Annotated in this window: 24 protein-coding genes; 9 read left to right on the top strand and 15 right to left on the bottom strand. The window is 70.6% G+C overall.

Annotated elements, in window-relative coordinates; all coding sequences use genetic code 11:
* Positions 1-4: 4 nt before the first annotated feature.
* Entirely contained in the window at positions 5-295 is a 291-nt protein-coding gene (locus tag AQI95_RS30895) for a hypothetical protein (RefSeq protein WP_208614311.1), read from the bottom strand.
* 316 nt (positions 296-611) lie between these two features.
* On the opposite strand from AQI95_RS30895, the gene AQI95_RS30890 reads away from it, so the two are divergent.
* Together AQI95_RS30890 and AQI95_RS30885 are read left to right on the top strand one after the other, a co-directional pair.
* Positions 612-1,139, top strand: a complete 528-nt coding sequence (locus tag AQI95_RS30890; protein ID WP_067131271.1) for a universal stress protein — start codon at positions 612-614, stop codon at positions 1,137-1,139.
* 115 nt (positions 1,140-1,254) lie between these two features.
* Positions 1,255-1,815 carry a GPR1/FUN34/YaaH family transporter gene (locus AQI95_RS30885; RefSeq protein ID WP_067131268.1) on the top strand — a complete coding sequence of 187 codons (561 nt, stop codon included), beginning with the start codon at positions 1,255-1,257 and terminating at the stop codon, positions 1,813-1,815.
* A gap of 71 nt (positions 1,816-1,886) precedes the next feature.
* Here AQI95_RS30885 and glmS read toward each other — a convergent pair whose 3' ends face one another.
* Together glmS and AQI95_RS30875 are read right to left on the bottom strand one after the other, a co-directional pair.
* Positions 1,887-3,704 (bottom strand): glutamine--fructose-6-phosphate transaminase (isomerizing), encoded by a 1,818-nt coding sequence (glmS, locus tag AQI95_RS30880; protein ID WP_067131265.1) that lies wholly within the window; start codon positions 3,702-3,704, stop codon positions 1,887-1,889.
* 12 nt (positions 3,705-3,716) lie between these two features.
* A complete protein-coding gene (locus AQI95_RS30875) occupies positions 3,717-3,974 on the bottom strand; it encodes a hypothetical protein (protein WP_067131262.1) in 258 nt (85 codons plus the stop codon).
* Positions 3,975-4,140: 166 nt separating this feature from the next.
* Between AQI95_RS30875 and AQI95_RS30870 the strand changes: the two genes are divergently transcribed.
* The gene (locus AQI95_RS30870) at positions 4,141-5,706 is read left to right on the top strand and encodes a purple acid phosphatase family protein (protein ID WP_067131259.1); all 1,566 of its coding nucleotides are present in this window, start codon (positions 4,141-4,143) and stop codon (positions 5,704-5,706) included.
* Positions 5,707-5,746: 40 nt separating this feature from the next.
* On the opposite strand, the gene AQI95_RS30865 is transcribed toward AQI95_RS30870, so the two are convergent.
* A complete protein-coding gene (locus tag AQI95_RS30865; RefSeq protein WP_067131256.1) occupies positions 5,747-6,622 on the bottom strand; it encodes a DUF4429 domain-containing protein in 876 nt (291 codons plus the stop codon).
* A gap of 78 nt (positions 6,623-6,700) precedes the next feature.
* Here AQI95_RS30865 and AQI95_RS30860 point away from each other — a divergent pair, with 78 nt between their 5' ends.
* The gene (locus AQI95_RS30860; protein ID WP_067131253.1) at positions 6,701-8,302 is read left to right on the top strand and encodes a beta-N-acetylhexosaminidase; all 1,602 of its coding nucleotides are present in this window, start codon (positions 6,701-6,703) and stop codon (positions 8,300-8,302) included.
* A gap of 59 nt (positions 8,303-8,361) precedes the next feature.
* Here AQI95_RS30860 and AQI95_RS30855 read toward each other — a convergent pair whose 3' ends face one another.
* The 6 genes from AQI95_RS30855 to AQI95_RS30830 all read right to left on the bottom strand — a co-directional run bounded on the left by AQI95_RS30855 (position 8,362) and on the right by AQI95_RS30830 (position 15,489).
* A complete protein-coding gene (locus tag AQI95_RS30855; protein WP_067131250.1) occupies positions 8,362-10,131 on the bottom strand; it encodes an IucA/IucC family protein in 1,770 nt (589 codons plus the stop codon).
* Positions 10,128-10,658, bottom strand: a complete 531-nt coding sequence (locus AQI95_RS30850) for a GNAT family N-acetyltransferase (protein ID WP_067131247.1) — start codon at positions 10,656-10,658, stop codon at positions 10,128-10,130. Before AQI95_RS30850 ends, AQI95_RS30855 begins: the two co-directional genes overlap by 4 nt.
* Positions 10,655-11,941: a lysine N(6)-hydroxylase/L-ornithine N(5)-oxygenase family protein gene (locus AQI95_RS30845; RefSeq protein ID WP_067131244.1), complete on the bottom strand. Its 1,287-nt coding sequence runs from the start codon at positions 11,939-11,941 to the stop codon at positions 10,655-10,657. The genes AQI95_RS30850 and AQI95_RS30845 overlap by 4 nt, the downstream gene beginning before the upstream one ends.
* Positions 11,925-13,367 carry a lysine decarboxylase DesA gene (desA, locus tag AQI95_RS30840; RefSeq protein WP_067131241.1) on the bottom strand — a complete coding sequence of 481 codons (1,443 nt, stop codon included), beginning with the start codon at positions 13,365-13,367 and terminating at the stop codon, positions 11,925-11,927. Before desA ends, AQI95_RS30845 begins: the two co-directional genes overlap by 17 nt.
* A 113-nt stretch (positions 13,368-13,480) precedes the next feature.
* Positions 13,481-14,335 (bottom strand): siderophore-interacting protein, encoded by an 855-nt coding sequence (locus AQI95_RS30835; protein WP_067131239.1) that lies wholly within the window; start codon positions 14,333-14,335, stop codon positions 13,481-13,483.
* Positions 14,336-14,442: 107 nt separating this feature from the next.
* A complete protein-coding gene (locus tag AQI95_RS30830; protein WP_067131236.1) occupies positions 14,443-15,489 on the bottom strand; it encodes an ABC transporter substrate-binding protein in 1,047 nt (348 codons plus the stop codon).
* 257 nt (positions 15,490-15,746) lie between these two features.
* Here AQI95_RS30830 and AQI95_RS30825 point away from each other — a divergent pair, with 257 nt between their 5' ends.
* Both AQI95_RS30825 and AQI95_RS30820 read left to right on the top strand, forming a co-directional pair.
* The gene (locus AQI95_RS30825) at positions 15,747-16,889 is read left to right on the top strand and encodes a polyprenyl synthetase family protein (RefSeq protein ID WP_244188901.1); all 1,143 of its coding nucleotides are present in this window, start codon (positions 15,747-15,749) and stop codon (positions 16,887-16,889) included.
* Positions 16,886-17,527: a biliverdin-producing heme oxygenase gene (locus AQI95_RS30820; protein WP_067131230.1), complete on the top strand. Its 642-nt coding sequence runs from the start codon at positions 16,886-16,888 to the stop codon at positions 17,525-17,527. The genes AQI95_RS30825 and AQI95_RS30820 overlap by 4 nt, the downstream gene beginning before the upstream one ends.
* Before the next feature lie 23 nt (positions 17,528-17,550).
* On the opposite strand, the gene AQI95_RS30815 is transcribed toward AQI95_RS30820, so the two are convergent.
* The 5 genes from AQI95_RS30815 to AQI95_RS30795 form a co-directional block, all read right to left on the bottom strand.
* Positions 17,551-17,967, bottom strand: coding sequence for a hypothetical protein (locus AQI95_RS30815; RefSeq protein WP_159056609.1), 417 nt, complete (start codon positions 17,965-17,967; stop codon positions 17,551-17,553).
* A gap of 201 nt (positions 17,968-18,168) precedes the next feature.
* Positions 18,169-19,329 (bottom strand): acyl-CoA dehydrogenase family protein, encoded by a 1,161-nt coding sequence (locus AQI95_RS30810; RefSeq protein ID WP_067131837.1) that lies wholly within the window; start codon positions 19,327-19,329, stop codon positions 18,169-18,171.
* A 5-nt stretch (positions 19,330-19,334) separates the two neighbouring features.
* Positions 19,335-20,279, bottom strand: coding sequence for a hydroxymethylglutaryl-CoA lyase (locus AQI95_RS30805; protein ID WP_067131225.1), 945 nt, complete (start codon positions 20,277-20,279; stop codon positions 19,335-19,337).
* Positions 20,276-22,303: an acetyl/propionyl/methylcrotonyl-CoA carboxylase subunit alpha gene (locus AQI95_RS30800; protein ID WP_067131223.1), complete on the bottom strand. Its 2,028-nt coding sequence runs from the start codon at positions 22,301-22,303 to the stop codon at positions 20,276-20,278. Before AQI95_RS30800 ends, AQI95_RS30805 begins: the two co-directional genes overlap by 4 nt.
* An 11-nt stretch (positions 22,304-22,314) precedes the next feature.
* On the bottom strand, positions 22,315-23,931 hold the full coding sequence (locus AQI95_RS30795) for a carboxyl transferase domain-containing protein (RefSeq protein WP_067131220.1): 1,617 nt from the start codon (positions 23,929-23,931) through the stop codon (positions 22,315-22,317).
* A gap of 97 nt (positions 23,932-24,028) precedes the next feature.
* On the opposite strand from AQI95_RS30795, the gene AQI95_RS30790 reads away from it, so the two are divergent.
* From AQI95_RS30790 to tesB, 3 genes are all read left to right on the top strand, one after another.
* Complete coding sequence (locus AQI95_RS30790) at positions 24,029-24,643, top strand: SACE_7040 family transcriptional regulator (protein WP_067131218.1); 615 nt, start codon at positions 24,029-24,031, stop codon at positions 24,641-24,643.
* A 99-nt stretch (positions 24,644-24,742) separates the two neighbouring features.
* Positions 24,743-25,900: an acyl-CoA dehydrogenase family protein gene (locus tag AQI95_RS30785; protein WP_067131214.1), complete on the top strand. Its 1,158-nt coding sequence runs from the start codon at positions 24,743-24,745 to the stop codon at positions 25,898-25,900.
* A gap of 44 nt (positions 25,901-25,944) precedes the next feature.
* The gene (gene tesB, locus AQI95_RS30780; RefSeq protein ID WP_067131211.1) at positions 25,945-26,811 is read left to right on the top strand and encodes an acyl-CoA thioesterase II; all 867 of its coding nucleotides are present in this window, start codon (positions 25,945-25,947) and stop codon (positions 26,809-26,811) included.
* Positions 26,812-26,823: the final 12 nt, after the last annotated feature.

Here is a 26,823-nt window from a genome sequence, read left to right as displayed (position 1 = left end):
CAGGTCAATCGACCGGTGTACGTCGGCGGCTGTGACGTCCGCCTCTTTGCTCCGCGCAATGCTTTGCGGAACGGTTGTGCCGTACGGCACACCGCTCGGAGCGACGCAGGAGGATCCGGCACACGGCCGTGACGGCGACCAGGCCCAGCGCGGCCCCCGCCGCGCCGGCCAGTGAGGTGCCGTACCAGACGAGCACCACGGGGACGAGAACGCAGCTGAAGGCGGCCCAGCGGATCACATCGCTCACGGTGTCCGGCGCGGGGTGCGGCTCGGAGGTGGATCGGGGACCGGGCATCACTCGTACTCCCTGTGGCGGTGGGTCACCCGGGTTCAACGTCTGTTCGACCCGTCGGTCACCGGCCGTACGTCTGTGAATCCAGTGCAAAGCGCCTGTACGGGGCAGCAACCATTGCGTTACGGGCGTCGCTCGTGCATGCTCCGGTGAACCCCTACGGACATCGGGGGACCGCTTACGGAGCGTGCGCGGGATCTGGGATCAGGAGGCGTGCCGCCGTACCCTTGGGGGTATGGGGTTGGGAAGATGTTTCCCGGACACAGCTCCGCCGCACACTGTCGTCCCTCCCATAAAGGATCACAACGCCGAGACAGCCATGGCCGGTCACGAATTCTCCGAACCCGCGGACCGCAAGCGGCCCGTCGCCGATCCCACGGCGTCCGAGCCCCTGGCGGCGGAAGAGCCACGCCCGTCCTGCGACCCCGCCTTCCGGCACGGAGTCGTCGTCGGCTTCGACGGCTCCACCTCCAGTGAGCGTGCCCTCGCCTACGCCATCGGCATGGCCCACCGCTCCCACGCCGGCCTGATCATCGTCCATGTCGCCAACCGGCTGCCGACCACCGTCTGGGCCGGCTGCGAACCGCCCGTCTTCGTCGACGTGCCGGACCATCGCACCGAGGTCCTCGGGCTGGAGCTGGCGTGTGCGGACTATCTGGCCGAGGTGCCGTGGATCCTGGTCGAGCGGGGCGGGGACATCTGCCACGAACTCGAAGAGGTGGGGCGGGAGTACGAGGCCGACGCGATCGTCGTCGGCTCCACGCACGGCATCGTCGGCCGCATCTTCGGCTCCGTCGCGGGCCGGCTGGCCAAGCGGGCGCAGCGGCCCGTGATCGTCATCCCCTGAGTGCCCCGACTCCCTTTGTGCAGCGCGAAACTACTCGCGCGTAGAGGTGGTTTGTGCCCTTGTGAAGGGCATATATCGGTCACCGCGCAACTGCACAGCATGAAGGGAGCCCGCCGTGGACAACGAAGTCTCTGCGGGAATCGGAAACACTACGGTGGTGGGCCGACTCGCCCTGGGAGTCACCCTGTTGGCGTTCGGCCTCGGTACGACTGGCGTGATCCATGGCGTGGCGGCGTCCGACGCCGTGTCAGTGGCCCACTATGTGGGCGGAGTTGCCCTGTTCCTCGTCGGCCTGCTGGCCTTCCGCGACCGTGACAGCGCCTCCGGTACGGGATTTGTGGCGCTCGGTGCCCTCTGGTTCACCTGGGCCGTCGGCGGTCCCTCGTCGGCCCACGCGGCCGGACTCTTCCTTCTCCTGTTCGCCCTCGTGGCGCTCACGCTGACCCTCGCGGGCGGCGACAGCCTCGGGCAGCTCATGCACGGGCTGCTGTTCCTGGCGATGCTCGTGCTGGCCGTCGCGGCCTTCGCCGACAGCTCCTCGCTGGCCAAGGTCGGGGGCTGGGTCGCGGCCGTCGCCGGCGCGGTGGCGTGGTACGCGGCGACCGCGGCGTTGGCCCACTGGCCGACGACGCTTCCGGGGCGTGCTGCGGGCCGGGGGGTGACGGCCGCCGGCTGATTCGAGCAGCACCGAAGGGACCCCCACGTGTCCGGTGGCGCACGTGGGGGTCCGTTCTGTCGTCCGGGGAGTTACTCCACCGTCACCGACTTCGCGAGGTTCCTCGGCTTGTCGATGTCCCGGCCGAGGGCCTGGGCCGTGTGGTAGGCGAGCAGTTGGAGGGGGATGCCCATCAGGATGGGGTCCAGTTCGTCCTCGTTCTTCGGGACGACGATCGTCTGGTCCGCCTTGTCCTGGTGCTGGTGGGCGACCGCGAGGATCTTGCCGCTGCGGGCCTTGATCTCCTCCAGGGCCGCGCGGTTCTTCTCCAGCAGGTCGTCGTCGGGGACGATCGCCACCGTCGGCAGGGCCGGCTCGATCAGGGCCAGCGGGCCGTGCTTCAGCTCGGAGGCGGGGTAGGCCTCGGCGTGGATGTAGGAGACCTCCTTGAGCTTCAGGGAGGCCTCGCGGGCCACCGGATAGCCCCGCACCCGGCCGATGAAGAGCATCGAGCGGGCGTCGGCGTACAGCTCGGCCAGCTCCTTGACCTTCTCCTCCTGCTTGAGGATCTCGGTGATCTGGTCCGGCAGCTTGCGCAGGCCCTCGATGATCCGCTTGCCGTCGCGCACGGAGAGGTCGCGGGTGCGGCCGAGGTGGAGGGCGAGGAGGGCGAAGGCGACCGTGGTGTTCGTGAAGCACTTCGTGGAGACCACGCAGACCTCGGGGCCCGCGTGGACGTAGATCCCGGCGTCCGCCTCGCGGGCGATCGCCGAGCCGACCACGTTGACGACGCCGAAGACCCGGGCGCCCTTGCGCTTCAGCTCCTGGACGGCGGCGAGGACGTCGTACGTCTCACCGGACTGGGAGACGGCGACGTACAGCGTGTCGGGGTCCACGACCGCGTTGCGGTAGCGGAACTCGGAGGCCGGCTCGGCGTCGGCGGGGATGCGGGCCAGCTCCTCGATCATCTGGGCGCCGATCAGGCCCGCGTGGTACGAGGTGCCGCAGCCGAGGATCTTCACGCGGCGGATCTGCCGGGCCTCGCGGGCGTCCAGGTTGAGGCCGCCGAGGTGCACGGTGGAGAAGCGGTCGTCGATGCGGCCGCGCAGGACGCGGTCCACGGCGTCGGGCTGCTCGAAGATCTCCTTGTGCATGTAGGTGTCGTGGCCGCCCATGTCGTACGACTCGGCCTCCCACTCCACCGTGGTGGGCTCGGCCGTCGTGCGGGTGCCCTCGGTGGTGTAGGTGCGGAAGTCGTCGGCCTTCAGGGTGGCCATCTCGCCGTCGTCGAGGGTCACTATCTGCCGGGTGTGCATGACCAGGGCGGCGATGTCGGAGGCGACGAACATCTCCTTCTCGCCGATGCCGAGCACGACCGGGGAGCCGTTTCGGGCCACCACGATCCGGTCGGGGAAGTCGGCGTGCAGCACGGCGATGCCGTACGTGCCCTCGATCACCCGGACCGCCTGGCGGACCTTGTCCTCCAGCTTCTCTGCGGTGGCGCGGGCGATGAGGTGGGTGAGGACCTCGGTGTCGGTCTCGGAGAGGAACTCGACGCCGTCCGCCTCCAGCTTGCGGCGCAGGTCGGCGGCGTTGTCGATGATGCCGTTGTGGACGACGGCGACCTTGTTGTCGGCCGACATGTGCGGGTGGGCGTTGGTGTCGGAGGGGGCGCCGTGGGTGGCCCAGCGGGTGTGGGCGATACCGGTCGTCCCCTTGAAGCGCGCCGGGACCTTGGCCTCCAGGTCGCGCACCCGGCCCTTGGCCTTGACCATCTTCAGACCGGGAGCCTTCGGGGAGGTGACGACGATGCCCGCGGAGTCGTAGCCGCGGTACTCCAGCCGCTGCAGGCCCTCCAGGAGGAGAGGGGCGACGTCGCGCTTACCGATGTATCCGACAATTCCGCACATATATAGGTATTCCTAGCCGTAGACGATGCGCCGCAGCTGCCTGAGCGTCAGCTCGGGCGGTGCCACCGCGCGGTATTTCAGGTCCGCCCCGATCCGTTCGAAGATCTCCGAGTTCACCAGGCCCTGGGTCTGCAGCTCGCGATGGCGGCGACGGACGTAGTCCTCCGTCGACTCGTCGAAGTAGGCGAGCACGTCCTGGATCACCCGCAGTGCCTCGCCCCGGCTCAGGGGCGTGGACCGCGACAGATGATCAACGAGTTCGTCGTGCACCCGGTAGATCCTGGGGTACCGGCGTCGGTTTCGCAAGAATCCTGCCCGATTTCGGGCAACCTTCCGTGGGAGGGTCTCGTGGATCTTTGTTCGCCGGCTGTCCATCCTGTGTCTTGCGTCTCGTTGGAGATGTGCACCATTTTCAGGCGCCATGGACATTCCTCGTATGGGAGTACCCGAGAAGCTGGCCGAGCGCATGAGCATGGCCGAGCAGCATGAGTACCTGCGCGCCAGATTCTCGCGCCGCACCATGATCCGTGGCGGCGCCGTCACGCTGGGGGCCGTCGCCGGTGGCGCGTTCGTGCCGGGCGCCACCGCCCAGGCCGCCGTGCCGACGCAGGCCACCGCCCCCGCCACCGAGCGGGTCGACGGCGCTCTCGTCGCCCCCTTCGGCCGGCACCTCGCCTTCGGCAACGACCCGCGCACGGAGATGACCGTCTCCTGGCAGGTCCCCGTCGCCGTGAAGAACCCGTTCATCCGCATCGGCGCCCACCCCTGGGACCTCTCCCGCAAGATCGAGGCCGAGGTCCGCAGCCTCTACACCCCGGCCGGCGTCGGCGCGAGCGGCGACCACACGCAGTACTACCTGCACGCCCGGCTCACCCACCTGCGCCCCGGCAGGACGTACTACTACGGCGTCGGCCACGAGGGCTTCGACCCGGCCGAGCGGCACCTGCTGGGCACCCTCGGCACCTTCACCACCGCCCCCGCCCACAAGGCGCCGTTCACCTTCACGGCCTTCGGCGACCAGGGCGTCAGCTACCACGCGCTGGCCAACGACAGCCTGATCCTCGGCCAGAACCCGGCCTTCCATCTGCACGCGGGCGACATCGCCTACGGCGACCCGGCCGGCCAGGGCAAGACCACGGACACGGGCTTCGACTCGCGCACCTGGGACCAGTTCCTGTACCAGACCGAGTCGGTCGCCAAGCAGATCCCGTGGATGGTCTCCTACGGAAACCACGACATGGAGGCCTGGTACTCGCCCAACGGCTACGGCGGCGAAGAGGCCCGCTGGACCCTGCCGGACAACGGCCCGGACGCCGCGAACCTGCCCGGCGTCTACTCCTTCGTCCACGGCAACACCGCGGTCATCTCGCTGGACCCCAACGACGTCTCCTTCGAGATCCCGGCGAACCTGGGTATCTCGGGCGGAACTCAGACGTCGTGGTTCGAGGGGCAGCTGAAGAAGTTCCGGGCCTGCGACGACGTCGACTTCGTCGTCGTCTTCTTCCACCACTGCGCGTACTGCACCTCCACCGCGCACGCCTCGGAGGGGGGCGTGCGCCAGGAGTGGGTGCCGCTGTTCGAGAAGTACCAGGTGGACCTGGTCATCAACGGCCACAACCACCAGTACGAGCGCACCGACGTCATCAAGGCCGGCGCCGTCACCAAGAAGCTCCCGATCGGCGGCACCGCCTACCCCGAGACCGAGGGCGTGGTCTACGTCACGGCCGGCGCGGCGGGCCGCAGCCTGTACGCGTTCAGCGCCCCGGACTCCTACGAGGGCCACGAGAACGAGGTCGACTCGGTCGCGTCCTTCATCAACACCAAGGACGGCAAGGTCGACGAGACCGTCACCTGGTCCCGGGTGCGCTACCTCAACTACTCCTTCCTGCGCGTGGACGTCACCCCCGCGCCGCGCGGCCGGCAGACCACGCTGAAGGTGTCGGGCATCGCCGAGACCGGCGACCGCATCGACCACTTCACGGTGTCGCGCAGGGCGAAGTAGGTCCCTGGACGAGCCTCGTGGGCGGTCCTCGCGCGCACACTCACATGCGCTTGAGGACCGCCTGCTTGGCCAGGGCGAACTCCTCGTCCGTCAGGATCCCGTCGCGGTGCAGCTCGCCCAGCTCGCGCAGCCGGCGCAGCAGGGCGTCATGGTCGATCCCGGCGGGCTCCGGCTCCTCGGTGTGCCGCGGCGGCTCGTCCGCCGCGTCCGCCTCCGCCGCCGGATGCGGCAGCCGCGCCTGTACGGCGGCGGCCACCAGCGCCATCAGCGGGTCCTTCTTGAAGCCCCACAGCTCGACCGCGTTCGGGTCGTACTTGGGCGGGGTCGTGGCCGGGGCGCCCCGCACGAGGAACCGCAGATGGCCGTTGTCCAGTCCGGCCGCCGGCTGCCACTGCACGCCGGTGATCTCCGCGACCGGGATCGTCCGGGGGCCGCCGGTGGCCTTGGCGTCCTCCGTCTTCCAGTTCCACTCCAGCCGCACCCGCTCCCCGTCGAAGCTCGCCGTGCCGTCCCCGGCGGCGGCGGACATCGGCAGCGAGGGCCCCGGCAGCAGATATTCGGCGACCGGGGCCGGTGAGACCCCGTCCAGGAGCAGCGCGCCGCGCACCTCGTCCGCGACGTACTCGGCGACCCCGTAGCGGTCGGACTCCACCGTCAGCTGGTACGGGTCGTCGGAGTCGGCGAGCCGTCCGCCGGTGGCCTGCGTCAGCGGATCGGCGCCGTCGCGCAGCCGCAGCCTGAGCCGCCCCGACCTGCGCCCCTGCTCGAAGGAGACACCGGCCAACGCCCCCAGGGGGACGACGAGTTCGCCCAGTTCGCGGCGGAGCAGGCCCACGTTCTTGTCCCGGCCGGGGGTGAGTCGCAGAGCGTCGCCGTCGAAGGTCCAGGTGCCGTCCTTCTGGATGATTTCTGCCATGGAGGGATTGTTTCACCGGATCTGCGGGACAGTGGTCTCGACCATGTCCGACGGTCACCCCATCTGAAGGGAGCGCATGTGAGACGGAACCACAGCACGACTCCCCGAACCCCCCGCATCCTCGGTTCGTTGCTTCTTCTGGCGGCGGCCGGGGCCTTCACGCTCGGCGCGGCCCCCACCGCGCAGGCGGCCGCCCCCACCCCGCTGGACCGGGTGGTCCCGGCGCCCGCCTCCGTCGAGCCCGGCGGGAGCCCGTACCGCATCACCCGTGCGACCCGCGTCCGCGTCGACGCCGTTGCCGAGGTCCGCCGCGTCGGCAGCTACCTCGCCGGCATCCTGCGGCCCTCCACCGGCTTCTCCCTGCCGCTGACCGACCACGGCACCGGAGGCATCCGACTCCACCTGGCCAAGGGCGACTTCGGGGCCGAGGGCTACCGACTGCACAGCGACGCGGGCGGTGTCACCATCACCGCGGGCGCCCCCGCCGGCCTCTTCCACGGCGTCCAGACGCTGCGTCAGCTCCTCCCGGCGGCCGTGGAGAAGAAGGCCGTGCAGAGCGGACCCTGGCAGATCGCGGGCGGCACCGTCGAGGACCGCCCCCGCTACTCCTACCGGGGCGCCATGCTGGACGTCTCCCGGCACTTCTTCACCGTCGCGCAGGTCGAGCGGTACATCGACCAGCTGGCCCTGTACAAGATCAACGAGCTGCATCTGCACCTCAGCGACGACCAGGGCTGGCGCATCGCCGTCGACTCCTGGCCGCGCCTCGCCGCCTACGGCGGATCCACCGAGGTCGGCGGCGGCAAGGGCGGCTACTACACCAAGGCCGAGTACCGCGAGATCGTCTCCTACGCCGCCTCCCGCTATCTGGAGGTCGTCCCCGAGCTGGACATGCCCGGCCACTCCAACGCGGCCCTCGCCTCCTACGCCCAGCTCAACTGCAACGGCCAGGCACCCCCGCTGTACACCGGCACGGAGGTCGGCTTCAGCTCGCTGTGCGTGAACAAGGAGGTCACCTACGACTTCGTGAACGACGTGGTGCGGGAGCTGGCCGCGCTCACACCCGGCCGCTATCTGCACATCGGCGGGGACGAGGCGCACTCCACCAGTCACACCGACTACGTGACGTTCATGGACCGGGTGCAGCCGATCGTCGCCAAGTACGGCAAGACGGTCGTCGGCTGGCACCAGCTGACCGGCGCCCACCCCGCCAAGGGAGCCCTCGCCCAGTACTGGGGCCTGGACAGCACCAGCGCGGCCGAGAAGGCCCAGGTCGCAGGGGCCGCCCAGAACGGCACCGGCCTGATCCTGTCCCCGGCCGACCGCGTCTACCTCGACATGAAGTACACCAAGGACACCAAGCTGGGCCTGGACTGGGCGGGCCTGGTCGAGGTCAGGCGGTCCTACGACTGGAATCCGGGCGCCTATCTGCCCGGCGCCCCCGCCTCTGCCGTCCGGGGCGTGGAGGCGCCCCTGTGGTCCGAGACCCTGAAGACGAACGCCGACATCGACTACATGGCGTTCCCGCGGCTTCCCGGCGCCGCCGAGCTGGGCTGGTCGCCGGCGGCCACGCACGACTGGGACACGTACAAGGTCCGTCTGGCCGCCCAGGCACCGCGCTGGGAGGCGCTCGGGATCGACTACTACAGGTCGCCGCAGGTGCCGTGGCCTGCGAAGTAGGGTGAACGGACCGACGGGCTCCGCCGAGGACCGTACTCGGGGGAGCCCGTCGGTCCGGGTCAGAACCCCGCGATGGGGTTTTTGAGGGTTCCGACCAGTTGGAGCGCGCCCGACGGGTCCGCCAGGTCCACCATCTGCCTGTTGTCGCGCAGTTGGAGCCGGTTGAGGCAGGACAGGGCGAACTCGGGGGCGAACAGGTCGTACTGTGCGAACCTGTCGGCCAGTTGAGGGTTGGCCTCCTGGTACTCGCGGGTGACCTCGGCGACCGTCCGCCAGAAGTCGTCCTCCGTCAGGACGCCCTCGGTCGCGAGGTTCGCGGCGAGGAAGCGGAAGAAGCAGTCGAAGACGTCCGTGAAGATCGACAGCAGCTTCGTGTCCTCCGGGACCTCCACCCGGATCCGGCGCACCTGCGGCGGCAGCACGGCGTCCGGGTCCATCACCGCGATCTCCTCGGCGATGTCCTTGTAGACGGCCCGCTGCACGGCCCCGTCCTTCAGCACCAGGATCACGTTCTCGCCGTGCGGCATGAACACCAGGTCGTAGGCGTAGAAGCTGTGCAGGAGCGGGGTGTAGTACGCCCGCAGGTAGCGGCGGAGCCACTGCGTCGGGGTGAGTCCGGACCGCTCGATCAGCGCGCCCGCGAAGGAGGCGCCGGCGTGGTCGACGTGCAGCAGGGAGGCCATCGTCGCGAGGGACTCGCCGTCCCGCAGCGAGGGCACCGGGCTCTCCCGCCAGAGCGCGGCCAGCATCTTGCGGTACGCGGAGTAGCGGTCGGTGGCCTGCTCGTACTCCAGGTGCCGGTAGCCGACGGCCGCCCGCTCCCGGATGATCGTCAGGCCCGTCGACTTCAGCACGGGGTCGTTCTCGATCAGCTGGGCCAGCCAGTCGTTGATGGCGGGCGTGGCCTCCATGTAGGCGGCGGACAGCCCGCGCATGAAGCCCATGTTGAGCACGGACAGGGCCGTCTTCACATAGTGCTTCTCGGGATGCGAGGCGTTGAAGAAGGTCCGGATGGACTGCTGGGCCAGATACTCGTCGTCGCCCTCGCCGAGGCAGACCAGGTGCCGGCGGGCCACCTCGGCCGCGAAGGTGACGGAGAGCTTGTTCCACCACTGCCAGGGGTGCACCGGGATGAGCAGGTGGTCGGCGGGGTCCAGGCCCTGGGCGGTCAGGTTCGCGTGGAAGCGCTCGACGGTGTCCGCGCCCAGCTCCTGCCGGATGAAGTCCTCGTACTCGATGCCGACGCCCGCCGTGAACGCGGCCCGGGAGCGGTGCGCGGCCAGCCACACCAGCCGGACCGGGCTCGCGGTCTCCGGGGCGTACGACAGGTACTCGTGGACGCCGAACCCGAGCCGTCCGTTGTTCGCGACGAAACAGGGGTGCCCCTCGGTCATCCCGGTCTCGATCTCCTGGAAGCCGCTGCTCGCCAGCTCCGCGGAGGTGACGCGGGGCTTGGCGAGCTTGTAGCAGGTGCCGGAGAGGGTGGAGGAGATCTCCTCCAGATAGACCGGCAGGATCTCCTCGCTCAGGCCCAGGGAGGTCTTCAGCTCGATGAAGAAGTCCAGGGCGGCGAGCGGGAGTTCCTCGCCCTCGCGGTGCCGGGTGAGCGAGTCGGCGTCGATCTGCCAGTGGTCGAGGGCGCGCCGGATCGCGGAGAACCGGTACGAGGTGAGCCCGTCGTCGCCGCGGACGACGTAGCTCTCGCCCTCCCGCTCGGGAGTGATCAGGCGCTCGTGGGCGAACTCGGCGAGCGCCTTGCGTATGAGCAGCCGGTTGGCGCTCGCCCAGCGCTCGGGCGACAGATGGGCCACGGAGTCGGCGAGGCTCATACGGCCACCCCCGTCGCCGCCAGGAACCGCTCCCGTGTGCAGAAGCTCAGCAGCGCCTTCTTCTCCGGCTTCTGGATCGCGCGCTCGGCCACGAACCCGACGGCCTCGTTCAGCCGCTGCACGGCGGTGTTGGCCACGTCCGGCTCGACGACGACACGGCGCGCCCCGGGGTCCTCGAAGAGGCGGGCCAGCACGGCGGTGATGACGACCTTGGTGAATCCGTGGACCGGGGTGTCGGTGGCCGGGGTCAGGAAGTGCATGCCGACGTCGCCGGGCAGCGGCTCGTAGAGCCCGACCAGTTCGCGGTGGCGGGGGTCGTAGTACTCCATCAGGAAGGACGGTTCCCCGTCCTTCAGCCCGAGCAGTGCGTGATGGTGCTCGTCGGCCGCGATCTCCATGTAGGCGCGCTCGACGTCCACCAGCGTGGCGTCCTGCATCATCCAGAAGGCCGCCTTGGGGTGCGTGACCCAGCCGTGCAGCAGCTCGGCGTCCTCGAGGGCGTCGAGCGGGCGGAAGGTGAAGGTCATACGGCGAACTCCTGGAAGGCGATGCTCTTCTCGACCGGGTAGTACTCGGTGCCGAGCAGCTCACGGATGATGTACGCGTTGCGGTACGCGCCCATGCCGAGGTCGGGGCTGGTGATGCTGTGGGTGTGGACGCCGGCGTTCTGCAGGAAGACGCCGCGGCCGGTGACGTCGACGGCGTAGTTGCGGGCGACGTCGAAGCGGCCGTGGCCGTCGAAGAGCAGGCGGTCGCGGACCGGGTCGAGGAAGGCCGGGGGCTCGTAGTGGTAGCCGGTGGCCAGCAGCAGGCCCTCGGTGCCGATCTCGAAGTCCTTGCCCTGCTCGTCCTGGCGGAAGCCGAGGGTGTAGCCGCCGTTCTCGTCGTAACGGGCGCTCGTCAGGCTGGAGTTGGTGAGCAGACGGGTGGGGACCGGGCGGTCGCCGCTGGTGACGTGCTTCTGGTAGAGCAGGTCGAAGATCGAGTCGATCAGGTCCGAGTTGATGCCCTTGAACAGGCCCTTCTGCTGCTTCTCCAGCCGGTAGCGGGTCTCCTCGGGCAGTGCGCGGAAGTAGTCGATGTAGTCCGGGGACGTCATCTCCAGGGTCAGCTTGGTGTACTCCAGCGGGAAGAACCGCGGGGAGCGGGTGACCCAGTTGAGCTGGTAGCCGTAGGAGTCGATCTCGGAGAGCAGCTCGTGGTAGATCTCGGCCGCGCTCTGCCCGCTGCCGACGATCGTGATGGACTTCTTCGCCTGCAGCTCCGCCTTGCGGTGCATGTACTGGGAGTTGTGCAGGAAGTCGCCGCCGAGGTCCCGGCAGGCCTGCGGGACGAAGGGGACCGTGCCGGTGCCGAGGACCAGATGCCGGCCGCGGAAGGTCTCGCCGGCCCGGGTGCGGACGAGGTACAGCCCGTCCTCGTACGTCACCTCGGTGACGGTCGTGCCGAAGCGGACGCTGCTGAGTCTGCTCGCCGCCCAGCGGCAGTAGTCGTCGTACTCGACCCGCAGCGGATAGAAGTTCTCGCGGATGTAGAACGAGTACAGTCTGCCCTTCTCCTTCAGATAGTTGAGGAAGGAGTACGGCGAGGTCGGGTCGGCGAGGGTGACCAGGTCCGACATGAACGGGGTCTGCAGATGGGCGCCGTCCAGGAACATCCCGGCGTGCCACTCGAAGTCCGGCTTGGAGTCGAGGAAGACGCCGTCCAGTGCGGCGATCGGCTCGGTGAGGCAGGCGAGGCCGAGGTTGAAGGGGCCGAGGCCGATCCCCACGAAGTCATAGGTGCGGCTGGCTTCAGGAAGCGCGGTCAAGGGACTCTCCCAGGTACTGCTCGGCATGGCCGGCGATCAGATCGAGGACGGCGGCGATGTCGGCCGGCGTCGTCTCGGGGTTGAGCAGGGTGAACTTCAGGTAGTGGCGGCCGCCGACCTTGGTGCCCGCGACCACGGCGTCGCCGGAGGCGAACAGGGCTTTGCGGGCGTAGAGGTTGGCGCGGTCGATCTCGGCCGGGTCGGTGACGGCCGCCGGGATGTAGCGGAAGACGAGGGTGGACAGGGTGGGTTCGACGACGACGTCGTAGCGGGGGTCGGCGGCGAGCAGCTTCCAGCCCTCGGCCGCCAGGTCGCAGACCTCGTCGAAGAGTTCGCCGATGCCGTCGGCGCCCATCACGCGCAGGGTCATCCAGAGCTTGAGCGCGTCGAAGCGGCGGGTGGTCTGCAGGGACTTGTCGACCTGGTTGGGGATACGTTCCTGCACCATGCGGCGCGGGTTGAGGTACTCCGCGTGGTAGGTGGCGTGGCGCAGGGTGGCCGCGTCCTTCACCAGGACGGCGGACGAACTCACCGGCTGGAAGAAGGACTTGTGGTAGTCGACCGTGACCGAGTCGGCGCGTTCGATGCCGGTGAGACGGTCCCGGTGCTTCAGGGACGCGAGCAGCCCGCAGCCGTAGGCCGCGTCGACGTGCATCCACACGCCGTACTGCGCGCACAGCTCGGCGATCTCCGGGAGCGGGTCGATGGAGCCGAAGTCGGTGGTGCCGGCGGTGGCCACGACCGCCATCGGGACCAGTCCGCCCTGCCGGCAGCGCTCCAGCTCGCGGGCGAGGGCGACGGTCTGCAGCCGCTTGTCGTGGTCGACGGGGACGGTCACGACGGCCTCCTGTCCCAGCCCGAGCAGTTTGGCGGACTTCTTCACGCTGAAGTGGCTGACCTCGGAGGCGAAGATCCGCAGTTTCGCGGGGGAGTCCGTCTTCGCCTCCTCCCGCGCCAGCAGCAGCGCCTGGAGGTTGGACTGGGTGCCGCCGGAGGTGAACACGCCGTCGGCGGCGGGCCCGAGGCCGATCCGCCCGGTCGTCCAGTCGATGAGCTTGCGCTCGATGAGGGTGCCGCCGGCCGACTGGTCCCAGGTGTCGAGGGAGGAGTTGACCGCGGAGAGCACGGCCTCGCCGAGCACCGCCGGGATGACTACCGGGCAGTTGAGGTGGGCGAGGTAGCGGGGGTGGTGGAAGTAGACCGCGTCCTTGAGGTAGACGTCCTCCAGCTCGTCCAGGACGGCGGCGGTGTCGCCGAGCGGCCGGTCCAGGTCGATGGCGTCGACGCGGGGGGTGAGGGCGTCGACGGTGACGCCGGTGAACGGACGGTCGGTGGTGGCGAGTTTGGCCGCCACCCGCTCGACTCCTTCGGTCACGGAGCTGCGGTAGTGCTCCGCGGTGAGGCCATTGAGCAGGTGCGAGCGCATGTGGGGGTCCTCCGAGGGGACAGTCCGTGCGGGGGTTTCAACTTAGGTTAGCCTAACCTAAGTTCCATGGGTCGAGGCGTGCGTCACCCGTGACCGGTGTCACGCGGGGGGAACTACTCCGCGACCCGCAGTTGCTCCTCGGTCATCCCCTGCCGCCAGTACCCGACGAAGGTCACCCGCCGCCGGTCGACCCCGCGCTCGCCGACGAAGTGCCGTCGCAGCGCCTTCACCTGCCCCGACTCGCCCGCGATCCACACGTACGGCCGCTCTGCGGGCGGCAGGTCCGCGGCCCGTACGGCGTCGACGGCCATGGGGGCACCGTCGTGCCGTACGAGCCACGTGATCTCCGCGTCCGCGACCGTGCGCACGTCCTGGATGTCGGCGGCGTGCGGCACCTCCAGCCAGGCCTGCACGCGGATGCCGGCGGGCAGGGACTCCAGGATCGCGGTCGCGGCCGGTACGGCGGTCTCGTCGCCCCACAGCACGATGAGATCGGTGTCCTCGGGCGGGCGGAAGCGGATCGCCCGGTTGTCGGCGACGGCGGGCCCGAGCAGCAGCACGCGGTCGCCGGCGCCGGCCCGAGAGGCCCAGCGGGAGGCGGGGCCGGCGGCGGTGGCCGCACCCGGCTCGACGCCGTGCAGCGCGAAGTCGATGTCGACCTCGCTCGTGCGGCCCAGGGCGTCCTGGCGCAGGGCGCGGAGCGTGTACGAGCGCATCACCGCCCGTATGTCGTCCGGCAGTTCCCGCCATGCCTGCCACCAGTTGTCGCCCAGGTCCAGCGGGACGACGGGCTCGGGCTGACCCGGATGCGGCAGGAACAGCGACAGGGACTGGTCGCGCCCGTCGGAGTGGAGGGCCTGCAGATCGGCGCCGCCGAAGGTGACCCGGACCAGAGACGGCCCCAGCCGCCTCGTCCGTACGACCTGCAAGGAGAAGAATCGGAACGGGGCGGCTACGGCCGTCGTCATGTGTGGCTCCTGAAGGGGGGTGGGATTCAGGACTTTTTCGGCACTGTCGGGCTGTCTCAGGGTTTCCGGGGGCTTCGCTTCGGGGCGGGCCCGGGCCCGCCCGGGGGTCAGCTGACCTTCTGGGCCTTCTCCAGGGCCTGCGCCAGAGTCGTCAGCAGCGGCACGCACTTGTCGTACGACAGGATCGGCTCGGGGGAGCGGGAGATGACCTGCCCGGCCTTCACCGCGGCCAGCTTCTTCCAGGTCGGCTTGGTGATGTCGGCGGGCTGGACCGCCGAGGACCGGTCGTCCATCATGATGAGGTCGGCCTTGTACTTGTCGACGTTCTCCCAGCTCAGGGACTCGTACCAGCCGCCGCCCTGCTTCTTCGCGCTCTCCGGGGGCTCCACGAAGTTCACGCCGAGGGCCTTGAAGTACTCCAGGTCGACGGAGAGGTTGGTGCCGGAGACGTAGAACAGCTGGTCGCTCGCGCTGCCGGCCATCACCCTGATGTCGGGCTTGGCCTTGGCGGCGGCACGCAGTCGGGCGGCCGCCTGCTCGAAGCGCTTCTTGGCGTCCGTGACCGCGGCGGCCTTCATGTCGCCGCCGAGCGACTGCGCGAGGTCCCACATCCGCTGCAGCGGCTGGGTGAGCTGACGGTCGTAGACGGAGATGCCGACGCTGGGCGCGAGCTGCGCGATCTTCTTCTTCGACTCCTCGGGGACGTACCAGAGCGTCCCGGCGCCGTCGAACACCGTGGTGATCAGCACGTCCGGGGCGAGGGAGGCGTACTTCTCGATGTTGAACTGGCCCCAGGCGTTGCCGAGGACCGTCACCTTGCTGATGTCCATGTCCCCGGCCTGGACATCGGGCTTGCCGTCCTTGGTCTTCGTCGGGCCGAAGACGCCCTTCACCTGCACGCCGTAGTCGTGGAGGGCCGCGCCGACGCCGGTGAAGGCGACGATGTTCCCCGGGACCTCGCCGAGCTTCACGGCCGTACCGCGGTCGTCCTCGAAGGACCAGGGGCCGGACCTCGCGGCCTTCGTCCCGTTGCCCGAGCCGCCGTCTTTGCCCTTGCCGTCCCCGCAAGCGGTGAGTGCGGCACCGAGTCCGGCGGCGCCGCCCGCGACCAGGAGACCGCGGCGAGTGAGGTGGGTGGCACGGGCATGGGGCATGGGTATGACTGCTTTCGAACGGGGCGGAGCGCCCGTCGGACAGGTTCGAAGGTAGGTTAGCCTAACCTCATCTGGTGTCCAGGGTGGGGGCGGATCCCGCGCCCGGCGCCATGGGAGCGGAATCGGCCATTCGCCTCGCCCCCGCCTTTCAACCTCCCTTTCCTCGCCTGGTTGTTGTGATCACGCGCGGTTATGTTGAGCCGCGCGATGGCAGTTGTCCGACGACGACCGAGTGCGGGGCAGGAGTGACCACGACGGTGGGTGGAGATGTGAACGCGGTGGAGGACGTCGTCCGCGCGGACGCCGCGTTGCTGGAGGAGGATCTGACCCGGTTCCTCGGCCTGCTGACGGTCCGACCGCCCGGCGCCGCGGGATCCGGCTCGGCCTATGACGCGGCCCTCGACCGCGCGCTGCGTCTGCCGGTCGCCGACGCGGTCGGCTCCAAGGTCGGCCAGGAGGCACTGCGACCGCGCCCCGGGGCGCCCGGGGGCGGGGCCCCGCTGCGGCCCTCGATGGTGTACTGGGCGTACCGCAACTACCGGGGCTTCGGCGACGCGCCCGGCGGCCCCGTGCCGGAGGGCGGCTTCGCCGCCGTCCGGCGGGCCGCCGTCGCCGTGCGGGTGCTGCTGAAGGCCGCTGTCGTGCTCGACGACGTCCAGGACGACAGCGCCGTCCGCTACGGCGAACCCGCCCTGCACCTCACCCATGGCGTCCCGCTCGCCGTCAACACCGGCTCCTGGCTGATCGCGGCCGCACTGGCGCACGCGGCCGACCCGGCCGTCGTGGAAACCCTGCTCGCGGCGGTGGCGAACGGTTTCACCGGACAGGCCGTCGACCTCGCGACCCGCACGGACCGCACCCGCGCCGAACTGGCCGGCGCCCCGTACGCCGAGCGGATCGCCTTCTGGGAGTCGATGGCCGCGCTCAAGACGGGCACGCTGTTCCGGATGCCGCTCGACGCGGCGCTGGCCGCCCTCCGCGTGGTCCCCGACGAGCGCGCCGCCCTTGAGGAGGCGATGCGTCAACTCGGGCTCGCGAGCCAGCTGTTCAACGACGTCACCGACTTCGTGCCGCAACTCGGCGGCGCCGACACCCACGAGGACTTCGACGCGCTGAGCAACCGCGTCCTGCTGGAACTCCTCGGCGACGCACCGCCCGGCGCCCACCGCGACCCGTCCGGCGAACGGCTGCGCGCGTACGTCCTCGGCCATCCGGAACTCGACCGGACCCTGCTCGCCCTCGCCGCCGAGGCGGTGGAGCGCAAGAGCGCCGCGAAGGAGGCCGTGCACGGTGTGTGCCGCTCGGAGGCGAGCGCGGCCTACTTCGACATCACGATCGAGCGCAAGGGGCACCTCATCGACCGGCTCCACGGCACCCTGCGGCAGCGGAGCGGCACATGACAGCGACGGCCGCCGACTGCCTCCGCACGGGCACCCGGGCCTGGCACGACACCCTGGAGACCACCGGCTTCGCCACCGCGCTGCTCGCCGGGACGCTTCCGCTGGACCGCTATGTGGGCCAGCTGGCCGCCCACAGGATGGTGCTGCGCTCCCTGGAGGCGGAGCTCTCGCGCACCGCCGAACCGGCCGTCGCCGGGCTCTGGGCGGCCGAGGACCTGCGCAAAGTCCCGCTGATCGAGCTGGATTTGCGCCACTTCGCCGCGACCGGCGTCGAGCCGGAACGGTGGCCGGCCGCGGAGGCGGCGGCGTTCGTGCGGGACATCCGCAGGACGGCGGTCGTGGACCCGTCGTCGCTGCTCGGCCAGCTGTACGTCCTGGAGGGATCCACCCTCGGCGCGCTCCACCTGCGCCGCCGCCTCACCCGCGCCTACGATCTGGGCGCGTCCGACGGGACGGCCTACTACGGCTGCGGCGACCGGGCCCGCTGGAGCCGGTTCACCACCCGGCTGAACGAGGCCCTCGCCGACCCGGCCGCCCAGACCCGCGCCCTGGTCGCCGCCGAACGCGCCTACCACCACACGGCCCGCATCACCACCGCCCTCTCCATCGGCCTGGCGGCGACGACCGGGGCAGCCTAGGGCGGACGGTGGCACGGGGCGTCTCAGCGCACTTCGATGGTGGCCTTCCACGGTGTGACGGTGCGGGGGCACATGAAGCCGGGGTCGGGACGGCAGTGGCGGACGGCGGAGACGGTGGTGGTGCCCGGGGTCGCCGCGTGCACGAGCGCGTATGCGTCGCCGGTCGGTGTGATGCCGCCGACGGTCCGAGCCAGGACGTGGGCGTCGCGGGCGCTCGGCATGCTCCATGTGTAGGTCAGGCCCCGCTCGTGCGAGGCCTTCAGCCGGATCTCGGTGTCGTCGCCGACGGAGCGGGTCACGCTGTGGCCGTTGTCGGCGGCGGTGAGGACGACACGGTTGGCCAGGGCGGAGTGGGGTGCGGCGGAAGCGGCTGTGGTGACCAGCGTGGCGGTCACCGCCAGTCCCAGCGTCAGTCCGGTCGCATACGTCACGGCTTTCACGGATACCTCCAGGCAGTTGACGGACACGTGGATCAACGTCCCGCCCGCCCGTCACGCACTGCCGTGCCCGCAGAACCACCTGATTCGCCGAACGGACAAGGACGGCCCCGCCGGACCGACTCGTCCGACGGGGCCGCGTGTCCCCGACTCGGGTCACTGGGGCCGGGGCCCGCGACGCCGGGATGATCCGAACGACACCCCCTAGCTGACCAGCCCCAACTCGCGGGCGATCAGCATCCGCTGGACCTCGCTCGTGCCCTCGCCGATCTCCAGGATCTTGGAGTCGCGCCACATGCGGGCCACCGGATACTCGTTCATGAAGCCGTACCCGCCGTGGATCTGGGTGGCCTCGCGGGCGTTGTCCACGGCGATGGTGGAGGAGTACAGCTTGGCCAGCGCCGCCTCCTTCTTGAACGGCTCGCCCGAGACCAGGCGGGATGCCGCGTCCCGCCAGGCCAGACGGGCCGTGTGGGCCTTCATCTCCATGTCGGCGATCTTGAACTGGATGGCCTGGTTGGCGCCGATCGGCCGGCCGAAGGCGTGGCGCTCCTTGGCGTACTTCACCGACTCGTCGACGCAGCCCTGGGCCAGACCGGTGGCGAGGGCCGCGATGGCGATCCGGCCCTCGTCCAGGATCCGCAGGAACTGGGCGTAGCCCCGGCCCTCCTCGCCCAGGAGGTTGGCGGCGGGGACCCGGACGTCGGCGAACGACAGCTCGCGGGTGTCGGAGGCGTTCCAGCCGACCTTCGAGTAGGGGGCGGCGACCGTGAAGCCCGGGGTGCCCGTGGGGACGATGATCGCCGAGATGCGCGGCCGGCCGTCCGGCTTGCGGCCGGTCACGGCGGTGACCGTGACCAGGCCCGTGATGTCCGTGCCGGAGTTGGTGATGAAGCACTTCGTGCCGTTGATGACCCATTCATCGGTGTCGGGGTCCAGACGGGCCGTCGTACGGGTGGCGCCGGCGTCGCTGCCGCCGTCCGGCTCGGTCAGCCCGAACGCGCCCAGGATCTCGCCCGAGCACAGCCGGGGCAGCCATGTGCGCTTCTGCTCCTCGGTGCCGAAGAGGTGCAGGGGCATGGCGCCGAGGGAGACGCCCGCCTCCAGGGTGATCGCCACCGACGAGTCCACCCGTGCCAGTTCCTCCAGGGCGATGCCGAGCGCCAGATAGTCGCCGCCCATACCGCCGTACTCCTCCGGGAACGGCAGTCCGAACAGGCCCATGCGGCCCATCTCGCGGACGATCTCGTAAGGGAACTCGTGTCGCTCGTAGAAGTCGCCGATCTTCGGTGCCACGACCTCGTGCGCGAACTCCTCCACCGTACGGCGGAGTTCCTCCAACTCGGGGCTGAGACGGTGGTCCATGCTGATCACTGGTCCTTGTGCGAGAGAGCGCGGACGGTACGGGACGGGCTGGGCCGGTCCAGATGGGCGGCCATCCACACGCTGGTGGCGGTCAGGCGGTCGAGGTCGACCCCGGTCTCGATGCCGAGGCCGTGCAGCATCCAGACGAGGTCCTCGGTGGCGAGGTTGCCGGTGGCGGACTTGGCGTAGGGGCAGCCGCCGAGGCCTCCGGCGGATGCGTCGACGGTGGTCACGCCGTGCTCCAGGGCCGCGTAGGTGTTCGCGAGCGCCTGGCCGTAGGTGTCGTGGAAGTGGACGCCGATCATGTTCGTCGGCACGCCCTTCTCGTTCAGCAGGGCGAGCAGTTCGAGCACATGGCCGGGGGTGGCGACCCCGATGGTGTCGCCGAGGCTCAGCTCGTCGCAGCCCATGTCCTTCAGGGCCGTGCACACACGGCTCACCTGGTGCAGCGGGACGGCGCCCTCCCACGGGTCGCCGAAGCACATCGACACATAGCCGCGCACGTGCGCGCCCGCGTCCTTCGCCTGCCGCACCACCGGCTCGAACACGGCGAGCGATTCGTCGAGCGAACGGTTGAGGTTGGCCTTCGCGAAGGACTCGGTGGCGCTGGCGAAGACGGCGACACGGTCCGCGCCGAGCCCCAGCGCCCGCTCCAGGCCGCGCCGGTTGGGCACCAGCACCGGCAGCTCGACCCCCGGAAGATCCTTGATCATCGGGAACAGCTGCTCGGCGTCGGCCAGTTGGGGCACCCAGGCGGGGTGGACGAAGCTGGTCGCCTCGATCGTCGTCAGGCCCGCGGCGGCGAGCCGGCGGATGAACTCCGCCTTGACCTCGGCCGGTACGGCCGTCTTCTCGTTCTGCAGCCCGTCGCGCGCGCCGACCTCGTGGATCCGCACCCGTGCGGGCAGATCGGCGGCCGGTACGACCATGGGCAGCCCCTCGCCGGTCATGGGGCCACCACCCCTTCCACCTCGTTGGGTGCGATCACGGCGAGCACCTGGTCCATGGCGACCGTCGTGCCCGCCGCCACGTCCAGTTCGGCGACCGTGCCGGCGTGCGGGGCGGAGATGACGTGCTCCATCTTCATCGCCTCCACCACCAGCAGGCTCTGTCCGGCGGCCACCTCGTCGCCGACGGCGACCTTGACCACGGTGACCGTGCCGGGCATGGGCGCGGTGAGGGAGTCGGCGCCCGCGTGCGCGGACCTGCCGAGGGAGGCGGCCACCGGGTCGTGGTCGCGCACCTGCCAGGCATCGCCGTCCCGGCCGAGCCAGGAGCCGTCCGGCGCGGCGGCGAAGGTGTGGCAGACGCCGTCCAGCAGGAAGGCGAACCGGTGCTCCGCGCCGGGCCGCGGGGGCGCGCCCGCGGATCCCCGAAGCGGTGTGTCCGCCCCGGGCAGCAGCAGTTCCGTCCCGCCGTCCGGCGTGCTGCGCACCCGGACCGTCACCGGCTCGTGCCCCGGCACCCGCAGATGATGCGGCGTCCAGGCCCGCTCCCCGCCGAGCCGCCAGCCGTCGGCGGCGGCGAACGGGTTCGTCCAGCCGGAGCCGAGGGCGGGCGCGAGCGCGTTGTGCCGCAGCAGCGCCGCGGCCGCGTAGACCTCCGCCGGTACGCCGTCCGGTACGAGCCCGTCCACCTCCCGCTCCACCAGCCCGGTGTCCAGCTCGCCCGCCACGACCGCCGGGTGGGCCAGCAGCCGGCGCAGGAAGCCGGCGTTGGTCGGCACGCCCAGCGTGACCGTCTCGGCGAGCGCGGCGCGGAGCCTGCGCAGCGCCGTCGCGCGGTCGGGGCCGTAGGCGATCACCTTGGACAGCATCGGGTCGTACAGGCTGCCCACCTCGGTGCCCTCGCTGAGCCCGGAGTCGGTGCGGACGCCGTCGCCCTGCGGCTCGTCCAGCAGCAGGACGGTGCCGCCGGAGGGGAGGAAGCCGCGGGCGCCCTCCTTGACCGACACGGTCTCGGCGCAGATCCGGGCCTCGACCGCGTGCCCGGTGAGGGTCACGTCCTGCTGCGCGAAGTCCAGCGCCTCCCCGGCCGCCACCCGCAGCTGCCACTCCACCAGGTCCAGGCCCGTGATCAGTTCGGTGACCGGGTGCTCCACCTGGAGACGGGTGTTCATCTCCATGAAGTAGTACCGGGTGGGGTCGTTGCCCGGCACGATGAACTCCACCGTGCCCGCGCCCCGGTAGCCGCAGGAGCGGGCCGCCTGCACGGCCGCCTCGCCCATCGCCGCGCGTGTGGCCTCGTCGAGGAGCACGCTCGGCGCCTCCTCGACCAGCTTTTGGTGGCGCCGCTGGAGCGAGCACTCGCGCTCGCCGAGGTGGACGACGCCCCCGTGCCCGTCGGCCAGCACCTGGATCTCGATGTGCCGGGGCCGGTCGATCCACCGCTCCACCAGCAGCGTGTCGTCGCCGAAGGAGGCGCGGGCCTCGCGGCGGGCGGCGGCGATCTCCTCCTCCAGGACCGTCAGGTCCCGCACCAGCCGCATGCCCTTGCCGCCACCGCCGGCCGACGGCTTAAGCAGCACGGGCGCCCCCAGCTCACGGGCCGCGGCGGCCAGTTCGGGGTCGCGTCCGCCGGGGACGACCGGCACTCCGGCCGCCTTCACCGTCTCCTTGGCGCGGATCTTGTCGCCCATGAGGGCGATCGCGTCCGCAGGCGGGCCGATGAAGACCAGCCCCGCCTCCTCGCAGGCGCGCGCGAAGCCCGCGTTCTCGGCGAGGAAGCCGTACCCCGGGTGGACGGCCTGGGCGCCGGTGCGGGCGGCGGCCTGAAGCAGCCGCTCCACCGACAGATAGCTCTCGGCGGCCGGCGCCGGGCCGATCCGTACCGCCGTGTCGGCCTCCCGGACGTGCCGCGCGTCCGCGTCGGCGTCGGAGAAGACCGCCACCGAGCGCACGCCCAGCGAGCGGAGCGTACGGATGACGCGTACGGCGATCTCGCCCCGGTTGGCGACCAGCACTGTGTCGAACACGGTTCCCCTCCTCACATCCGGAAGACGCCGAACTGGGGGTCTCCCAGCGGCGCGTTGGCGCAGGCCGTCAGGGCGAGTCCGAGCACCTGACGGGTCTGCAGCGGGTCGATGACGCCGTCGTCCCAGAGCCGGGCGGTGGCGTAGTAGGCGTTGCCCTGGCGCTCGTACTGCGCGCGGATCGGCGCCTTGAAGGACTCCTCGTCCTCGGCCGGCCAGTCCTCGCCGCGGGCCTCCGACTGGTCCCGCTTCACGGTCGCGAGGACGGACGCGGCCTGCTCGCCGCCCATGACGGAGATCTTGGCGTTGGGCCACATCCACAGGAAGCGGGGGGAGTAGGCCCGGCCGCACATCGAGTAGTTGCCCGCGCCGTACGACCCGCCGACCACCACCGTCAGTTTCGGCACGCGCGTGCAGGCGACGGCCGTCACCATCTTGGCGCCGTGCTTGGCGATGCCGCCCGCCTCGTAGTCCTTGCCGACCATGAAGCCGGAGATGTTCTGCAGGAACACCAGCGGGATGCCGCGCTGGTCGCACAGCTCGATGAAGTGGGCGCCCTTCTGGGCGGACTCGGAGAAGAGGATGCCGTTGTTGGCGACGATCCCGACCGGGTGGCCGTGGATCCGGGCGAAGCCGGTGATCAGGGTCTGCCCGAACTCGCTCTTGAACTCGGCGAACCGCGAGCCGTCGACCACGCGCGCGATGATCTCGCGGACGTCGTAGGGCGTGCGGGAGTCGACCGGGACCGCGCCGTACAGCCCGTACGGGTCGGCCTTGGGCTCTGCGGCGGGCGTGACCTCCCAGGGGAGGGACTGCCGGGCCGGGAGCGTGGCGACGATGTTCCGCACGATCCTGAGGGCGTGCGCGTCGTCCTCGGCGAGGTGGTCGGTGACACCGGAGATCCGGGAGTGGACCTCGCCGCCGCCCAGCTCCTCCGCCGTCACGACCTCGCCGGTCGCCGCCTTCACCAGGGGCGGGCCGCCGAGGAAGATCGTCCCCTGGTTGCGGACGATCACCGCCTCGTCGCTCATCGCCGGCACATACGCCCCGCCCGCCGTGCACGAGCCGAGGACGGCCGCGATCTGCGGGATCCCGGCGCCGGACATCCGCGCCTGGTTGTAGAAGATCCGGCCGAAGTGGTCGCGGTCGGGGAAGACCTCGTCCTGCATCGGCAGGAAGGCGCCGCCGGAGTCCACCAGGTAGACGCACGGCAGCCGGTTGTCCAGGGCCACCTCCTGGGCGCGCAGGTGCTTCTTCACGGTCATCGGGTAGTACGTGCCGCCCTTGACCGTGGCGTCATTGGCGACGATCACGCACTCGCGGCCGCTGACCCGGCCGATCCCGGCGATCACCCCGGCGGCCGGTGCCTGTCCGTCGTACATCCCGTCGGCCGCGAGGGGGGCCAGCTCCAGGAACGGCGACCCGGGGTCGAGCAGTGTGTCCACCCGGTCCCTGGGCAGCAGCTTGCCGCGCGCGGTGTGCCGCGCGCGAGCCTTCTCGCCACCGCCGAGGGCCGCCGCGGCCAGCTTGGCCCGCAGCTCCTCGACCAGCGCGAGATGTGCCTGTTCATTGGCCCGCCAGGCCTCCGACGCGGGGTCTGCCGCGCTCTGAAGCTCCGGTGCCTCCTGCATTCTGCGGTCCCCTCACCCGGTGTCCGAACCTGTTAATGAGCGTTAACCATTCCCTTCAGGTTAACGACCGCTAACCTCGCTGTCTAGAATTGCCTGCATGGTCTCCAGAACCGACGCGCCGACCCGCCGCGAGCAGATCCTCAAGGAAGCCGCCCGGCTCTTCGCCGAGCGCGGCTTCCACGGCGTCGGCGTCGACGAGATAGGCGCCGCCGTCGGCATCAGCGGCCCCGGCCTCTACCGGCACTTCCCGGGCAAGGACGCGATGCTCGCGGAGCTGCTGGTCGGCATCAGCGGCCAGCTGCTGACGGGGGCGAGACGGCGCCTGGCGGAGGCGGACGGCCAGGCCGGCGCCTCCTGCGTCCTGGACTCCCTCATCGAGGGCCACATCGACTTCGCGCTGGACGACCGCCCCCTGATCACCCTGCACGACCGCGAGCTGGACCGCCTGCGCGACAGTGACCGCAAACTGGTGCGGCAGCTCCAGCGGCAGTACGTCGAGCTGTGGGTGGAGGTGGTCCGCGAGGTGTATCCGGCGCTCACCGAGCCCGCGGCCCGCTCGGCGGTCCACTCGGTCTTCGGCCTGCTGAACTCCACACCCCACCTGGGCCGCGCGGGCACCCTCCCCGGCCGGGGGGCCACGGCGGCCCTGCTGCACCGGATGGCGCGGGGGGCGTTCGGGGCGGCGGGGGAGCGGGTGGCGGGGGGCGAGTGACCTGCGTCTCTGGACGCATCCGCGTACTGGCCGGTATCTTCGAGTCTGAGCAAGCGCTTAGACATGCCCGATGTCATGCCGAGGTACGTGGAGGTAACCGTGCGCCGTACGGTGTTCAACGAGGATCACGAGGCGTTCCGGGAGACCCTGCGCGCCTTCATCGAGGCCGAGGTCGTCCCGGTCTACGACGAGTGGTTCGCCGCGGGCCAAGCGCCGCGCGACTTCTACCACAAGCTCGGCGAGCTGGGCATCTTCGGCATCAACGTCCCCGAGGAGTTCGGCGGCGCGGGCCTGGACAGCCACAAGTTCGAGGCCGTCCTCTACGAGGAGACCGCGCGCGCGGGCGTCCAGTTCGGCGGCTCCGGCGTGCATGTGCTGCTCGCCCTGCCGTACATCAAGATGCTGGCCACGGACGAGCAGAAGAAGCGGTACCTGCCGAAGTTCGTCACCGGCGAGGAGATGTGGGCCATCGCGATGACGGAGCCGGGCACCGGTTCCGACCTCGCGGGCATGAAGTCCACCGCCAAGCTCTCCGAGGACGGCACGCACTACGTCCTCAACGGCGCCAAGACCTTCATCACCGGCGGCGTCCACGCCGACCGCGTGATCGTGTGCGCCCGCACCTCCGCGCCGACCGCCGAGGACCGCCGCCACGGCATCTCGCTGTTCGCCGTGGACACCAAGTCCGAGGGCTACTCCGTCGGCCGCAAGCTCGACAAGCTCGGCCTGAAGACCTCCGACACCGCCGAGCTGGCCTTCGTCGACGTCAAGGTCCCGGTCGAGGACCTCCTCGGCGAGGAGAACAAGGGCTTCTACTACCTCGGCCACAACCTCGCCTCCGAGCGCTGGGGCATCGCCTTCGGCGCCTACGCGCAGGCCAAGGCCGCCGTCCGGTTCGCCAAGCAGTACGTGCAGGAGCGCACCGTCTTCGGCAAGCCGGTCGCCCACTTCCAGAACACCAAGTTCGAGCTGGCCGCCTGCCAGGCCGAGGTCGACGCCGCCGAGGCCGTCGCCGACCGCGCGACCGAGGCCCTGGACGCCGGCGAGCTGACCCCCGCCGAGGCCGCCTCCGCCAAGCTCTTCTGCACCGAGGTCGCCCACCGCGTCATCGACCGCTGCCTCCAGCTGCACGGCGGCTACGGCTACATGAACGAGTACCCGATCGCCCGCCTGTACGCGGACAACCGCGTCAACCGCATCTACGGCGGCACCAGCGAGATCATGAAGACGATCATCGCCAAGGACATGGGCCTGTAAGGCCACGTGACCGGACGAGATCAACGGCCGGTACAACTGACGCCATGAGCCAGGCACTCCAGGATCTCCTCGATCTGCTCGACCTGGAGCAGATCGAGGAGAACATCTTCCGCGGCCAGTCCCGCTCCGCCGTCGTACCCCGCGTCTTCGGCGGGCAGGTGGCGGCGCAGGCGCTGGTCGCCGCCGGGCGGACGGTCCCCGCGGACCGGCCGGCCCACTCCCTGCACGCGTACTTCCTGCGCCCCGGCGACCCCGGCGCACCGATCGTCTACACCGTGGACCGCATCCGCGACGGCCGTTCCTTCACCACCCGCCGCGTGGTCGCCGTCCAGCACGGCAAGCCGATCTTCCATCTCTCGGCGTCCTTCCAGACGGTCGAGGAGGGCCTGGAGCACCAGACGCCCATGCCCGCCTCGCCCGACCCGGCGACCCTGCCCACCTCGCAGGAGCGGCTGCGTGGTTACGACCACCTCGCCCCGGAGGTCGTGGAGAAGTTCCTCGAGGCCCGCGAGGCGATCGACCTCCGATATGTGGACGAGCCGCCGTACGGGCGGTTCGGCGAGCCGCGCGAGCCGCACAGCCAGGTGTGGTTCCGCACCAACGGCAAGCTGGACGACGACCCGTTGCTCCATGTCGTCCTCGCCACCTATGTCTCCGACATGACCCTTCTCGACTCCGTGCTGCTCGCGCACGGCCGCGGCGGCTGGGCCGTGGGAGACGTCGTGGGCGCCTCCCTGGACCACGCCATGTGGTTCCACCGGCCCTTCCGCGCCGACGAATGGCTGCTGTACGACCAGGAGTCGCCGTCCGCGCACGGTGGCCGCGGCCTCGGCCAGGCCCGGATCTACACACGGGACGGGCAACTCGCCATCACCGTCATCCAGGAGGGCGTGGTCCGCGTTCCGCGCTGACCCGGGCGCGGT

It is taken from the genome of Streptomyces yokosukanensis, assembly GCF_001514035.1.
GTDB classification, from domain to species: domain Bacteria; phylum Actinomycetota; class Actinomycetes; order Streptomycetales; family Streptomycetaceae; genus Streptomyces; species Streptomyces yokosukanensis.
Note: the sequence above shows the minus strand (reverse complement) of the source record. Positions and strands in the feature narration are given on the sequence as shown.